The sequence below is a fragment of the Rahnella bonaserana genome, assembly GCF_019049675.1.
GTDB lineage: Bacteria > Pseudomonadota > Gammaproteobacteria > Enterobacterales > Enterobacteriaceae > Rahnella > Rahnella bonaserana.
In genome coordinates this window covers 178,644-193,094 of record NZ_JAFMOW010000065.1, presented here as the reverse complement: position 1 = coordinate 193,094, position 14,451 = coordinate 178,644, and the positions used below count along the sequence as shown (strand labels likewise).

Annotated in this window: 14 protein-coding genes; 6 read left to right on the top strand and 8 right to left on the bottom strand. The window is 52.3% G+C overall.

Going from position 1 to position 14,451, the window contains the following annotated elements; translation table 11 throughout:
- Positions 1 to 23: 23 nt before the first annotated feature.
- The 5 genes from J1778_RS16655 (at position 24) to J1778_RS16635 (ending at position 4,723) form a co-directional block, all read left to right on the top strand.
- Positions 24 to 980 carry a substrate-binding domain-containing protein gene (locus J1778_RS16655; protein WP_338019649.1) on the top strand — a complete coding sequence of 319 codons (957 nt, stop codon included), beginning with the start codon at positions 24 to 26 and terminating at the stop codon, positions 978 to 980.
- A 44-nt stretch (positions 981 to 1,024) separates the two neighbouring features.
- The gene (locus tag J1778_RS16650; RefSeq protein WP_217174117.1) at positions 1,025 to 1,819 is read left to right on the top strand and encodes a deaminated glutathione amidase; all 795 of its coding nucleotides are present in this window, start codon (positions 1,025 to 1,027) and stop codon (positions 1,817 to 1,819) included.
- A 221-nt stretch (positions 1,820 to 2,040) separates the two neighbouring features.
- Positions 2,041 to 2,949, top strand: a complete 909-nt coding sequence (locus tag J1778_RS16645; protein WP_217174116.1) for an ABC transporter substrate-binding protein — start codon at positions 2,041 to 2,043, stop codon at positions 2,947 to 2,949.
- Positions 2,946 to 3,929 (top strand): amino acid ABC transporter permease, encoded by a 984-nt coding sequence (locus J1778_RS16640; protein ID WP_217174115.1) that lies wholly within the window; start codon positions 2,946 to 2,948, stop codon positions 3,927 to 3,929. Before J1778_RS16645 ends, J1778_RS16640 begins: the two co-directional genes overlap by 4 nt.
- Positions 3,926 to 4,723: an amino acid ABC transporter ATP-binding protein gene (locus tag J1778_RS16635; RefSeq protein WP_274388774.1), complete on the top strand. Its 798-nt coding sequence runs from the start codon at positions 3,926 to 3,928 to the stop codon at positions 4,721 to 4,723. The genes J1778_RS16640 and J1778_RS16635 overlap by 4 nt, the downstream gene beginning before the upstream one ends.
- Positions 4,724 to 4,754: 31 nt before the next feature.
- On the opposite strand, the gene J1778_RS16630 is transcribed toward J1778_RS16635, so the two are convergent.
- Entirely contained in the window at positions 4,755 to 5,819 is a 1,065-nt protein-coding gene (locus tag J1778_RS16630) for a diguanylate cyclase (protein WP_217174114.1), read from the bottom strand.
- Between the two features lie 256 nt (positions 5,820 to 6,075).
- On the opposite strand from J1778_RS16630, the gene tatA reads away from it, so the two are divergent.
- Entirely contained in the window at positions 6,076 to 6,282 is a 207-nt protein-coding gene (gene tatA / locus J1778_RS16625) for a Sec-independent protein translocase subunit TatA (RefSeq protein ID WP_217174113.1), read from the top strand.
- A gap of 144 nt (positions 6,283 to 6,426) precedes the next feature.
- Here tatA and lipA read toward each other — a convergent pair whose 3' ends face one another.
- From lipA to mrdA, 7 genes are all read right to left on the bottom strand, one after another.
- Complete coding sequence (gene lipA, locus J1778_RS16620; protein ID WP_217174112.1) at positions 6,427 to 7,392, bottom strand: lipoyl synthase; 966 nt, start codon at positions 7,390 to 7,392, stop codon at positions 6,427 to 6,429.
- Positions 7,393 to 7,726: 334 nt separating this feature from the next.
- Positions 7,727 to 8,410 (bottom strand): lipoyl(octanoyl) transferase LipB, encoded by a 684-nt coding sequence (lipB, locus tag J1778_RS16615; RefSeq protein ID WP_112287627.1) that lies wholly within the window; start codon positions 8,408 to 8,410, stop codon positions 7,727 to 7,729.
- Positions 8,411 to 8,486: 76 nt separating this feature from the next.
- A complete protein-coding gene (gene ybeD, locus J1778_RS16610) occupies positions 8,487 to 8,750 on the bottom strand; it encodes a DUF493 family protein YbeD (RefSeq protein WP_013576500.1) in 264 nt (87 codons plus the stop codon).
- A 124-nt stretch (positions 8,751 to 8,874) separates the two neighbouring features.
- A complete protein-coding gene (dacA, locus tag J1778_RS16605) occupies positions 8,875 to 10,083 on the bottom strand; it encodes a D-alanyl-D-alanine carboxypeptidase DacA (protein WP_217174111.1) in 1,209 nt (402 codons plus the stop codon).
- A 172-nt stretch (positions 10,084 to 10,255) separates the two neighbouring features.
- Entirely contained in the window at positions 10,256 to 11,407 is a 1,152-nt protein-coding gene (rlpA, locus tag J1778_RS16600; RefSeq protein WP_217174110.1) for an endolytic peptidoglycan transglycosylase RlpA, read from the bottom strand.
- A 9-nt stretch (positions 11,408 to 11,416) separates the two neighbouring features.
- On the bottom strand, positions 11,417 to 12,529 hold the full coding sequence (gene mrdB, locus J1778_RS16595; protein ID WP_112287630.1) for a peptidoglycan glycosyltransferase MrdB: 1,113 nt from the start codon (positions 12,527 to 12,529) through the stop codon (positions 11,417 to 11,419).
- Positions 12,530 to 12,535: 6 nt separating this feature from the next.
- Positions 12,536 to 14,440 carry a peptidoglycan DD-transpeptidase MrdA gene (gene mrdA, locus J1778_RS16590; protein ID WP_217174109.1) on the bottom strand — a complete coding sequence of 635 codons (1,905 nt, stop codon included), beginning with the start codon at positions 14,438 to 14,440 and terminating at the stop codon, positions 12,536 to 12,538.
- Between the last annotated feature and the right edge of the window lie 11 nt (positions 14,441 to 14,451).

The window sequence follows — 14,451 nt, the reverse complement described above, 5'->3', positions numbered from 1 at the left end:
TGCTGACACTTAAGGGGACAGATGTGACGATTACCATCAGGCTGGCGGTTCGTGACTGGGATTATTTTACGCCGCTGGCGTTGGGCGACCTCAAACCGGAAGGCTTTAACCTTGAAATCGATCGCGTAGGTACGCTGGTCGACAATCTGGGCAGCAGCGATAAATACGATGCGGGTGAAGTGTCTTTCAGCCGCTACGCACAAGGGCGGGCGCGGGGCGAATCCGATTTACTGGCGATACCGCATTTCCTGATGCGCGGTTTCCGCCAGCGTTGCATCATCACCCGCGAGGACAGCCCGCTTACCGAACTTTCTCAGCTGGCAGGCAAACGTATCGGGCTGACCGGCTGGCAGGATTCCGGCAATACCTGGACCCGCACGTTGCTGGCGCTGGAAGGCGTGGGCATTGAAGATGCCCGCTGGTATGTCGGTCGTCTGACCGAAGCGCATCCGGTTGTGGATCGTCTGGCAGGCTTTGGTCGTGAAGGCCGTATTGAAGCGGTGCCGGAGGAACGCCCGATGATGGAATTGTTGCAGGAAGGCTGGCTGGACGCGATTTTCACCCCTTTCATGCCTGACGGCTTTTTCAAGCCTGACTCCGGCTTCCGTCAGTTCCAGCCGGATTTCCGCGCAGCCGAACTGGCCTATTTTAACCGCGTCGGCTATATCCCGGGCATTCACCTGCTGGCGATTAAACCTGCGCTGGCCGAAGAGCATCCCTGGTTACCCCAGGCGCTGAGCGAAATTATCGACCGTTCTTATCAGCTCTGGATGGACAAGCGTGCTAAATATGCCGATACCACACCCTGGTTGCTGGACGATTTACGTCGAACGGTCATCGATTTACCTGCGGACTGGAATGCAAACGGTTTCGCTGCCAACGAGAAAATGATCGACGATTTTGCACATGAATTACATGCGCAGGGGCTGACGGCTAAACGTCTGACGCCGCAGGAGCTGTTCCCGCAATTTGCCCGATAATATCTAACCACTTGCCTGAATCCTCAGGCGACAGGGGAGTAAAGATGAAAGTTGCATTAGGTCAGTTTGCCGTTTCCCGTGAATGGGAAGCGAACGTCGAAACCTGTCTATCGCTGATGGCGAAATCACTGGAATCGGGCGCGGATTTGCTGGTATTGCCCGAAGGTATTCTGGCGCGTGATATCACCGATCCGGATTTGGTTTTGAAAGCGGCGCAACCTCTGGAGGGGCCGTTTGTCAGCCAGCTGGTCGCCGCCAGCCGTGGCAATCAGATGACCACCATGATGAGCGTGCATACGCCGGCACCGGATGGTCGCGCGTATAACGTACTGATTTCCATCCGCAATGGCGAAATTATTTCCCAATATCAGAAACTGCATCTTTATGATGCATTTTCTTCGCAGGAATCGAAAAACGTCACCGCGGGCGACGAAGTGCCGCCGCTGGTGAATGTCGCCGGCTTTAATGTCGGCCTGATGACCTGTTATGACGTGCGCTTCCCGGAACTGGCGCGTCGTCTGGTGCTCGACGGCGCAGACGTGCTGGTTCTGCCCGCTGCATGGGTGAAAGGCCCGCTGAAAGAGATGCATTGGGAAGTGCTGGTCACGGCGCGCGCACTGGAAAACACCACGTATATGGTGGCGGTGGGCGAGTGCGGCGAGCGTAATATCGGTAACAGTATGGTGGTCGATCCGCTGGGTGTTGCCATTGCCCGTGCAGCAGAAGCCCCGGCGCTGGTGTTTGCTGAACTGGACAAAGATCGTCTGGCACACGCCCGCAAAGTATTACCGGTGCTGGCTAACCGCCGCTTCGGTATACCGCAATTACGTCAGAACTGATATTCGCTGCCGGTCCTCAACGGCGGCCACTGATTTCATGCAGTACCGCGCCCTCACCAGGGAATGCGTTTGTTCTTTAAATAAAAGGCTAAAGCTGTTTAAAAGGCCATAAAAAAGCTTCAAAAATAAGCATCTGGAAACTCGCCACGGAAGGCGCTCACTATAAATACACAACATTCATAAACTCACAGACCGACTTTTTCGACAGAGGAAATAAGAGAATGATGGCAAAAAAATTACGTCAGGCTGCTGTTCTGACTGCTGCATTACTTTCCGTATCTTCCATGAATACCCTGGCTGCTGAAAATGTGACCATCCCGACGCAGACGATGGATCCGGCGATCCACGCTAAATTACCTGCAGATATTCAAAAGTCAGGCGTGATGACGTCCGTGAATAACGGATCATTTCCTCCGTATGAAATCGTCACCGGCGCAAACGGTCTGGACGGTGCCAGCGCAGATCTGGCGCACGCACTGGCCGAAGTGTTAGGGGTGAAAATTGAACATGCTTCCGTGAGTGGTTTATCTGGCATCCTCAGCGGTATGGCGGCAGGCCGTTATCAGATGGGCATCGGCCCGATTGGCGATTATCCGGACCGTCAGGCGAAAAATGATTTCATCGATTTTGTGAAAGAATACGTGGTGTTCGGCGTACGCAAGGGTAATCCGGAAAAGATCACTTCTCTCGATGATACCTGCGGCAAACGTATTGCCGTCATGGCGGGCGGTTCTGCTGAACAGGTTATCCGCAAGCAGTCTGATGTGTGTGTGAAAGACGGTAAACCGGCAGTGACGGTGCAATCTTTCTCTGATCAGCCGACGTCGATTCTGGCTGTGCGCTCAAACCGTTCCGACGCGTTCTTCTCTTCTCAGGCTCCGCTGACCTACTTCGTGGAAAAAGCCAACGGCCAGCTTGAGCTGACCGGTACCGGTAAATCCAACGGATTTGGCGATATCTTCCAGGGCACCGTGGTTGCCAAAGATTCACCGGTGCGTGATGCGATCCTTGCCGGTTATCAGAAACTGTTCGACAACGGCACTTACGCCATCATCATGAAAAAATGGGGCCTGGAAGGCAATATGATTCCGGCACCGGGCATTAACCTGGCAAAGGCGCAGGCTAAATGACTGATAAAACGTATAGTTCCAGGCCGGCAGTCAAGGACGACTATACGCAGGATCCACGACGTAACGTTGAGTTTTCCCATGCACCGCGTAATTACGGACGCTGGATTGCCTGGATAGTGGTGCTGCTGATTGCTGCTGATGTTCTCTGGGCAGTCTCCCACAATCCCAATTTCGAATGGCACGTGGTGGCTCAGTGGTTTACGGAAGGTTCCGTCATCAAAGGCCTGGGCGTTACGCTCGGCCTTACCGTGGTCTCGATGGTACTCGGCGTTTTCATCGGCCTGATGCTGGCGATTGCCCGCTTGTCCGACAGCATGTTGCTGCGAAGATTAGCCGGATTGTACATCTGGTTCTTCCGCGGTACGCCGCTGCTGGTGCAATTGCTGTTCTGGTACAACATGTCGACACTGTTCCCGCGGGTAGTGATCGGCATTCCGTTTGGTCCGGAATACATGAGCTGGAATACCAATGATCTTATCACGCCGCTGACGGCGGCGATTGCAGGTCTGGCGCTGAACGAAGCGGCGTATATGGCGGAAATCATCCGCGCCGGTTTGTTATCGGTTGATAACGGTCAGGCGGAAACAGCGCAGGCTTTCGGCATGAGCCGCGGTCGCGCGCTGCGCCGGATTATCATTCCGCAGGCGATGCGTTCGATTATTCCTCCGACCGGTAATCAGCTGATCAGCATGATAAAAGCGACGTCACTGGTCAGTGTTATCGCCATGGGCGACCTGCTGTATTCAGTGCAAACCATCTATAACCGCACCTTTGAAGTGGTACCGATGCTGATGGTGGCGGTGATCTGGTATCTGTTTATCACGTCATTGCTCAACCTCGGTCAGTCGGCGATTGAACGCTATTATTCCCGTGGTACTCGCCGGACATTACCTAACGCGAAACGACGTCAGAGTAATGCGGAAGAAAAAACCGCGCCCATCATTAATTCCCCGGGACTGGCCCGAAAGGAGGACTTATGAGTCAAATGTTATCCGACGCACAGTCATCCGAACCGGCATTACTGGTGACGGCCCGTAACGTGCATAAAAGTTACGGCGATAATGAAGTGCTGAAAGGCATTGATCTGGATGTGAAAGCCAGCGAAGTGGTGGTGATCCTCGGGCCTTCCGGCTCGGGTAAATCGACATTCCTGCGCTGTATTAATCATCTGGAAGATATCGACCGCGGTTCTATTATGGTGGGCGGTGAGCAAATCGGTTATGAACTGCGCGGCGAGCGTTTGCATAAATTGCCGGAACGGGCGATTGCGCGCCAGCGCCGGGATATCGGCATGGTGTTTCAGCAATTCAATCTTTATCCGCACATGACCGTGCTGCAAAACATTATTGAAGCCCCGGTCGGCGTGCATAAAGAAAGTCGTCAGGATGCTGAGAAATATGCCCATGAGTTGCTGCAAAAGGTTGGCCTGAGCGATAAGGCGGATGCGTATCCGCGCCATCTTTCCGGCGGACAACAGCAGCGCGTGGCGATTGCCCGGGCGCTGGCCGTCAAACCTAAACTGATGTTGTTTGATGAACCGACTTCAGCGCTTGACCCTGAACTGGTGGGCGAAGTGCTTGCCACTATGCGCGATCTGGCAAAACAGGGTCTGACCATGATTGTGGTCACTCATGAAATCGGTTTTGCGAAAGAAGCCGCAGACCGCGTGGTCTTTATGGATCGCGGGGTGGTAGTCGAGCAAGGCGCGGCGGATGAGGTGCTGGTGAATCCTCAGCATCCGCGCACGCAGGCATTCCTGAGCCGCTTCATCTGATAACGGCGGGCAGAACACGGGGAAGCAATCACTACTCTGCTATCTCAACCCGGTTCCGCCCGCTTTTCTTCGCGATATACAGGGCACTATCGGCGGCATTCAGCCAGTTTGTCGGTGTTTCCTGCGCATCATCACATTCGGCTATTCCTGCACTGATGTGGATTTGTAATTCGGGATGATGCGGGAACAGGCTGTTAGCCAGACGACTTTGCAGGCGTTCAATCGCACGTTTCGCCTGAAGTTTGGTGCTGTGCGGTAAAATAGCTGCAAATTCGTCACCGCCGAAACGTCCGATGATATCGGCAGTGCGCATGGTCTGTTGCAATTCCTGAGCCAGCAAAATAATGGCCTGATCGCCGACGCTGTGGCCGTAGTTATCGTTGATACTCTTGAAGTGATCGATATCAATCAGCACCAGCGTCGTCTTATGCCGGTAACGCCGGAAACTTTCCAGCTCAGTGTTCAGCAGCGATTCCCAGTGACGGCGGTTATAAAGGCCGGTCAGACCATCGCGAACGCTTATCTGCATAATCGCCTGTTTGTGTTCGGCGAGCTTTCGGTATGTCCGGTAGGTGACGTTACCGAGGAAAATCGGGTAAATCATGATCATCGGCAAACAGAGATAAAGCTGAAACGGCGAAGTTTCAGGCAGGAAAGGAATTTTCGCGACCCACAGTAATGCCAGCGCAACGCTAATTTGTGCGATAACGCAGCGAAAGAACAACGACTTGCCGCCCGCTGAAATATTATTCATGCCCATCATGGCGAAAATAGTCGCTGAGGGCAGGGCATTGAACCCCATGACGGCAATCCAGATGCCGCCGAAAATCGCATCAACCTGCAGGTTCTGAATTTCACTTTTAAACGGCGTCGCTGAACGTTTTGCTTTCCAGTAGGCGAGATGCGGCCAGATAAATCCTTTGAAAAACAGTAACAGCCACAGCCAGACGGGCGTTGAATGTTCAATCATTACCGAGCCGACACAGAAACAGCCTGTGCCCAGTCCGACAATGCGGGGTAAATAAGTCCGTTTCGCAAAACGCAGGCCGGAATGATGAGTATCGTTAACCAGAGTCGTTTGAAGCTTTTTCGGCATCGGTTCTCATTAAGGGTTCGCAAACCCGGTTGATAAAACGGGTCGAAATCAAAATAGAAGTGGTTTTGCTGTAAATAAAGTCAGAATTACTTTATGCGTATGCTATTCACGCTCATAATAGCTCACTATGGTCATAATGCGCACAGTTCTGGATCCGTTCTGTTACATTTTCGGGTTGTATTAACGTCGCGAATGGCCGTTAATAGCGACAAATTGTCACTGCTGTTTTCCGGCACTCAGTGTAAAGAAGGTATGTATGGAAGGTCTAAGTATTACTAAATTGTTGGTGGTCGGCGTGCTGATCGTCCTGTTGTTCGGTACCAGCAAACTGCGTTCTCTGGGCGGCGACCTAGGTGCAGCACTGCGTGGCTTTAAGAAAGCCATGAATGATGATCCGGCTCCGGCATCTGCTGAAAAAACAGCAGAAGCAAAACCGGCTGAACGTGTCGAGCATAAAGACTGAGAATTCTTTTCAAAAGTCTTTGTCGTCTCTGCTGACGTGAAAAGCCAGACATAAAAAAGGTTGTTCTTGCGAACAACCTTTTTTGTTTTAGGCGATAAGAAGTAACAAAATATTAAACGCAGTGCCGAAGCACCACGTAAGACTTTATTTAACTTCTAAGCCTTTGGCTTGTAGATCGGCGTGATAAGAAGAACGCACGAACGGACCGCAGGCTGCATGGGTGAAGCCCATTTCCATCGCTGCTTCTTTCATCTGATCAAACTCTTCCGGGCTCACGTAACGTTGAACCGGCAAATGGTGACGGCTTGGCTGTAAGTACTGGCCGAGCGTCAGCATAGTCACACCGTGGCGACGCAGGTCGCGCATCACTTCGATGATTTCTTCGTTCGTTTCACCCAGACCGACCATCAGGCCAGACTTGGTGGGGATATCCGGGTGCGCTTCTTTAAAGCGTTGCAGCAAGGTCAGGGACCATTCGTAGTTCGCACCAGGACGAACCTGGCGGTAAACGCGCGGCACGTTTTCCAGATTGTGGTTAAACACATCCGGCGGGCTGGCGTTGAGAATGTCCAGTGCGCGATCCATACGGCCACGGAAATCCGGCACCAGTGTTTCGATTTTGATGGTCGGATTTTTCGCGCGGATTGCAGTAATACAGTCAGCAAAGTGCTGGGCACCGCCATCACGCAGGTCGTCACGGTCAACAGAAGTAATCACCACATAACGCAGGCCCATATCAGAGATGGTCTGCGCCAGTTTTTCCGGCTCGTTAGTGTCTGGTGCGGTCGGGCGACCATGCGCCACGTCGCAGAACGGGCAGCGACGGGTACAAATAGCCCCCAGGATCATGAAGGTCGCAGTGCCGTGGTTGAAGCATTCGGAAAGGTTAGGACAAGCTGCTTCTTCACAGACAGAATGCAGGCCGTTCTTGCGCAGCGCTGATTTAATGCCCTGAATTTTTGTTGAGTCGGCAGGTAATTTGATTTTCATCCATGCCGGCTTACGTAACATTTCCTGCCGGTCACTGACCACGGTTTTCACCGGGATTAACGCCATCTTGTCTGCATCGCGGTATTTGACGCCGCGTTCCATCTGAATCGGTTTACTCATAATCTCGCAGCTTCCAGGTTTATCACTCGTTACCCGAGTTTTTTCAGGACATTCAATGAACTGGCTGATTCATCAAAAAAAGTAGAAATAATGCGGAAATTATATCATCGAAGCATGACTACGTTCAGCCCTTCGTCATGGCCTGGAGTGCTAAATGCTGCAATTATTTAACCTTAAACAAGAATAATTCTCGAAAAAACAATCCTGAAATGATTTCAGTGGATTGAAAATATTAGCTTTTCTCACAAGCACCCCTTGTGGGCGAGAGGGTGTTAATGATGTGTAAATATTTTTTCGCAGCAGATTTTATGACGCAGTTTTTGAATCTGAAAAATCATTCCGCCGAAGAGGAATAGTGTTCAATTTGCCACGGCAGATAATCAACCTGCTGATAATCAAGGCGATGATTAAAGGATTTCACCAGAACGGGCATGACCTGATCGACGGTTAAGCCGGGCTTTTCGAGACTGGCCTGTGTCATTTCAAGGCCGGCATATCCGCAGGGATTGATGCGGTGGAAAGGCTCCAGATCCATATCAATATTCAGTGCCAGACCATGTAACGAGCAGCCTTTACGGATACGCAAACCGAGCGAACAAATCTTTTTTCCATCGACATACACACCCGGCGCATCAGCCCGCGGATAAGCATCAATGGAGAAATGTGCCAGCGTATCGACCACCGTTTGTTCAATAGCCGTAACCAACTGACGGACGCCGAGTTTTTTTCGCTTGAGATCGACCATCACGTACATCACTTGCTGACCGGGACCGTGATACGTCACCTGACCACCGCGATCGCTCTGGATAACCGGAATATCACCGGGCATCAGAACATGTTCAGCTTTGCCTGCCTGACCCTGCGTAAAGACACGCGGATGCTGAACCAGCCAGATCTCATCAAGTGAGTCAGCATTACGGTGCTCAGTAAAATGATGCATGGCCAGAGAAACAGGCTCATAAGGCTGAAGGCCAAGCTGGCGCAGTACGATACGTTCTTGCGGGTTATGTGGTTGCACGGCAGTTATCGTCAGTCAGAGAAGGGGAGAACGCGCGACAGTGTTGTGGCTCCCGCGCGTATCGGTCAGAAAGGGCTTACAGCACCATGCGGACAATTTCGATATTGCCCAGCTCATCGTATAAGGTCTCGACCTGATCGATGTGGGTGGCAGTGATCGTAATAGAAACGGAGTGGTAATTCCCTTTACTGCTCGGTTTTACCTGAGGATTGTAGTCACCAGGCGCATGGCGTTGCACGACTTCCACAACCTGGTCCACCAGCTCGGGTTGTGCCAGGCCCATTACTTTGTAAGTAAAGGGACAAGGGAATTCGAGCAGTTCGTTCAGTTTGGTTTTCATGTGCACTCCAGCGTGTTGTACAGCGTGTTAAGTTTTGTCTCTGAAAGTATAACTCCCGCCGTAGCGGGAGCCATAATCTATACCGGTTATATGGGGATTGTTGCAAACTTTTTCAAGCAGTAACTTAACCGAACCAGTGGTGGAACATCAGTTTGATGTAGTCCACGATGCGACCGAAGAAGCCACCTTCTTTCACTTCGTTCATGACCACCAGAGGGCGCTCATCAATGGTTTTACCATCAAGCTGGAAGTTGATTGAGCCAACCACCTGATTTTTCAGCAATGGAGCGTGCAGTTCCGGGGTGTTCAGAACATAGCTGGCTTTCAGATCTTTCATACGGCCACGCGGGATCGTCAGGTAAGCATCTTTTTCGACACCCAGCGCAACACGGTCGGTATCGCCGAACCAGACAGGCTCTGACGCAAACTCTTTCCCGGCCTTCAGCGGAGAAACTGTTTCAAAGAAGCGGAAGCCCCAGGTCAGCAGTTTTTTACTTTCAACTTCACGGCCTTTGTAGGTGTGACCACCCATGACGGCAGAGATCAGGCGCATCTGGCCTTCAGTCGCAGAAGCCACCAGGTTATAACCCGCTGAATCCGTATGACCCGTCTTAATGCCATCCACGTTCAGACTGTTATCCCACAGCAAACCGTTACGGTTCATCTGGCGGATATTGTTGAAGGTGAATTCTTTCTCTTTATAGGTGGCGTATTCTTCCGGCACATCGCGGATCAGCGCCTGACCAATCAGCGCCATATCACGGGCGGAGCTGTACTGACCGGCGGCATCAAGACCATGAACGGTACCGAAATGGGTATTTTTCAGACCCAGCGCGTTCACGTAATTGTTCATGATGGCAACGAAAGCGTCCTGGCTGCCGGCAACATGGTCCGCCATTGCTACACAGGCGTCGTTGCCCGATTGCAGAATGATCCCGCGGTTCAGTTCGGAAACCGGTACGCGATCGCCTGGTTTTAAGAACATCAGTGAGGAGCCTTTGAACACCGGATTACCGGTTGCCCAGGCATCCTGACCGACGGTCACGATATCCGTTGGCGAGATTTTGCCAGCTTTAATGGACTGACCAATAACATAACTGGTCATCATTTTTGTCAGGCTGGCAGGGTCGCGGCGTGCGTCGGCATTCATTTCTGCCAGAACTTTACCGGAGTTGTAGTCGATCAGGATATAGGCTTCAGCATCGATTTGCGGAACGCCAGGGATCATTGTTTTTAAATTAACATCGTCGGCATAGGCGGACGCTGCACTTAAAGTGATTACGGTGCCAAATGCGAGGCTTTTGACTAAACGTGAAGTATTTACAAGTTTCATGATCGGGACAACAACATCCGTGGGAGTAAGTGATAAACGTGCGCCACTATAGCAGAAGAGTCATAAGTCAGACATCTTCGATTACCGGCGCTTACTGACTTTTACTTATAAGACAAAGTCTTTATAAGACAGGGTCCTTATAAAAACGGGGCCGCAGCCCCGCATTTCTAAATTACATGCTGGCAGTGATGAAAGACTGCTGCTGGGCTTCGCTGGCCAGTCGCTGTTTCAACTGTTCGGCCTGCTGGCGGGTACTGAACGGCCCAAGCTGCACGCGGTAGGTGCTGCCATTAGCCTGCACTTTGCCTGGTACAGAAAAACGCTGGCTGAGGCTTTTTTGCCATAACTGCGCGTTCTGAGGATTACTCAGTGCGCCAACCTGCACCATATAACCTGATGAAGGAACCGCTGTAGTATGCGCAGGCGCTGCGGTGGCTGTAGCCGCGGCGACCGGTGCGGTATTGGCGACAGCAACCGGTGCTGCCACAGGTTCACTGCTTTCTAACACGCCCTGACGCAGTGGCGTTGGCGCGCTGAGGAATCCGCCGCTGCCGCTGTTACCGGACATGGTGGTTGCTGCTGGCGCTGCGGCTACGGTGGCGTTGTTATCTTCATCATTGGTCAAGGGGGCAGCATTTGGATTGCTCAGGGTGCTGTTACTGATCGGGCGCACGTCTGAGGTATCCACCGGCTGAGCGGTCAGCGTCGGCGTGCCCATGTTGCTGGCCCCTAAACTTGGACGTGACGGCAGGGCATAAGATTGTTTAGCGACAGTCGTACCAATCGTACCCGGACCAGACAATGTGCCGTCTTGTGCCACGTTGATGAAATCGACACGGACTTTAGTGCTGTTGGTCAGATTCAGGCGATCTGCGGCTGCCTGTGACAGGTCAATGATTTTGCCCGGCACATAAGGACCACGGTCATTAACACGCACAACCAGCATACGGCCTGTTGCCATGTTGGTGACGCGAACATAGCTTGGGATCGGCAGCGTCGGGTGGGCGGCAGTCATAGCGGTCGGATCGAATTCTTCACCGATTGCAGTGGTATTGCCGCCATTTTCCTGGCCATACCAGGCAGCCTGACCGACCTGAGAGAAGTTCGACGGGTCTTTGACGATTTTATAGGTTTTACCGTTAACGGTATAATCCTGCATCGTGCCCTGATTATAAGGTTCGTAACGCGGATCAGCCCCGCCGATTTCCACCACCGGGCCGTTATAGGCTTGTTGCGGTGCCGGTTGTTGTTGCTGGGTATCGTCAGTGGCACAACCACTTAACAGCAAACCGATAATGACAGCTCCAAGCCACTCCTTACGCATTGCTCACCTCTATAAATTTTTTGACAACATTTTTCGATGAGTATGTATCGACATGACGATACCAAACCCTGCCATTAGCACGATGAGTGCTGACCCGCCATAGCTGACCAGAGGCAAAGGTACCCCAACTACCGGGACAATACCACTGACCATACCGATGTTAACAAAGACATAAACGAACAGAATCAGCATCAGTCCGCCGGACATTACGCGCCCGAATGTCGTTTGCGCATTGGCGGCGATCACCAGACCACGCATGATCAGACACAGGTATAGCCCCAGCAGCACCAGCACGCCAATCAGGCCCAGTTCTTCGGCCAGTACTGCAAAGATAAAGTCGGTGTGTCGTTCCGGCAGGAATTCCAGCTGTGACTGGGTACCGTGCAGCCAGCCTTTGCCGGAAAGTCCGCCCGAACCGATAGCGATTTTCGATTGAATAATATGATAGCCGGCACCCAGCGGATCGCTTTCCGGATCCAGTAACATCATCACGCGGTCACGCTGATAATCGTGCATCAGGAAGAACCACAAAATCGGGATAAACGCGGCAACCAGAATGGCGGCGACGGCGATCAGTTTCCAGCTCATACCGGAAAGGAACAGCACAAACAGACCGGAGGCCGCAATCAGAATCGAGGTGCCGAGATCGGGCTGCGCTGCCACCAGCAGGGTAGGGATGAAGATCAGTGCCAGTGCGATGGCGGTATTTTTCAGTGACGGCGGACACACGTCGCGGTTAATAAAGCGTGCGACCATTAACGGCACGGCAATTTTCGCCAGTTCTGACGGCTGAAATTTGATAATGCCCAGATCGAGCCAGCGTTGCGCGCCTTTACTGATACTGCCGAAGGCATCCACCAGCACTAACAGGAAGACGCAGAAGATATAAAGATAGGGCGCCCAGCTTTCATAAACGCGGGGCGGGATTTGCGCCATGACCAGCATGATCACCAGACCCATCAGGATCTGGCCGATTTTACGCTCCATCATGCCCATGTCCTGACCGCTGGCGCTCCACATGACAAACGCACTGTACGTCAGCAGCGCAAGTATGATCAGTAACATCGTCAGGTCGATATGCATTTTCGACCACAATGATCTTTTCTGTTGGTTCTCAGTCATTGACGGTTAATCACCTTCGGTTCCCGGCGGCGCTGGCGCGTCAGCCGGTAATTGTGTCGTATTGTCGCCCAGTAAAATATGGTCGAGTATCTGGCGGGAAATGGTCCCCACTGCCGGACCTGCACCGCCGTTCTCCAGCACCACGGCCACGGCCACGGTCGGTTTGTCGTACGGTGCGAAAGAGGTCATCAGCTTATGGTCACGCAGATGCTCAGCGATTTTATGCGCATTATAGATTTCATTGGCTTTCAAACCGTAAACTTGTGCTGTCCCGGATTTAGCCGCCGCTTTGTAAGGCGCATCAGCAAAATATTTGCGCGCTGTTCCGTTCGGACGGTTAGCTACGCCATACATCCCGTCTTTGGCAATTTCCCAATAGCCGGAATGAATATCACCAATTTGTGTGGTTTCCTGTTGCTTATAAGGCACAAGCTGCCCGTCAACTTTGGTACTCAGCAGTAAATGCGGTGTTTTGACATTGCCGTCGTTAATCAGCGTGGTCATGGCTTTCATGATCTGGACCGGTGTTGCCGTCCAGTAGCCCTGACCGATACCAACCGGGATGGTGTCACCCTGATACCAGGGCTTCTTGAAGCGTTTAAACTTCCAGTCGCGGTTGGGCATATTACCGCTGCGTTCTTCTGATAAATCGATGCCGCTGTAATGCCCGTAACCAAATTTGCCCATCCACTCGGAAAGACGGTCAATCCCCATATCATAAGCCACCTGATAGAAGAAGGTATCAGCCGATTCCTCAAGGGCTTTGGTGACATTCAGACGACCATGCCCCCAGTGTTTCCAGTCGCGGTAACGCTTGTCCGAACCCGGTAACTGCCACCAGCCCGGATCGAACAACGAAGTATTTTTAGTGATCACGCCCGAGGTCAGTGCTGAAACCGAAATGTACGGTTTCACGGTCGAGGCCGGCGGATAAACACCCTGCGTGGTACGGTTTATCAGCGGCTTGTTCGGGTCGTTAAGAAGACCGCTGTAATCCTTGCTGGAGATGCCATCCACAAACAGATTCGGATCATAACTTGGGTTAGACACCAAAGCGCGGATTGCGCCATCCCGCGGGTCGCTCACCACCACGGCAGCACGACTGCCGGTCAGCAACACTTCAATGTATTGTTGCAGAGGCAGGTCAATAGTCAGGTAAATATCTTTCCCCGCCTGAGGCGGTTCTTCGTGAAGCTGGCGGATAACGCGGCCGCGGTTATTAACTTCAACCTCTTCATAGCCGGTTTTACCGTGCAAGGTATCTTCGTAATAACGCTCAATGCCGAGCTTACCAATGTCGTGCGTCGCCGCGTAGTTGGCGAGAATGCCGTCTTTATCCAGACGTTCCACATCGCGGTCATTAATTTTCGACACGTAGCCGATCACGTGCGTTAGTGCAGAGCCGTAAGGATAATAGCGTCGCTGATAGCCTTTGACTTCAACGCCGGGGAAATGGAACTGGTTCACGGAGAAACGCGCGACCTGAACTTCGGTCAGGGCCGTTTTAACCGCAATAGAAGTAAAACGCCGCGAGCGCTGACGTTCTTTTTTGAAGTTGTCGATATCTTCATCGGTGAGATCAACGATGGGTCTGAGGCCTTCGAGAGTGGCCTGCAAATCATCGACCTTTTCCGGCACCAGCTCCAGCTGATAAATCGTCCGGTTCAGCGCCAGCGGGGTGCCGTTTCGGTCATAGATAATCCCGCGGCTTGGCGCAATCGGCACCAGCTTGATGCGGTTATCATTGGAACGGGTTTGGTAATCCTGAAACCGGACAATTTGCAGGTTATAGAGATTGAAGGCCAGGACACCGCTAAGTAGCAGAATGCCGATGAACGCCACCAGTGCACGGCGCACAAAGAGGGCTGATTCAGCCGTATAGTCGCGAAAAGGGTTACGATCTATTTTCATCCCACTACTTA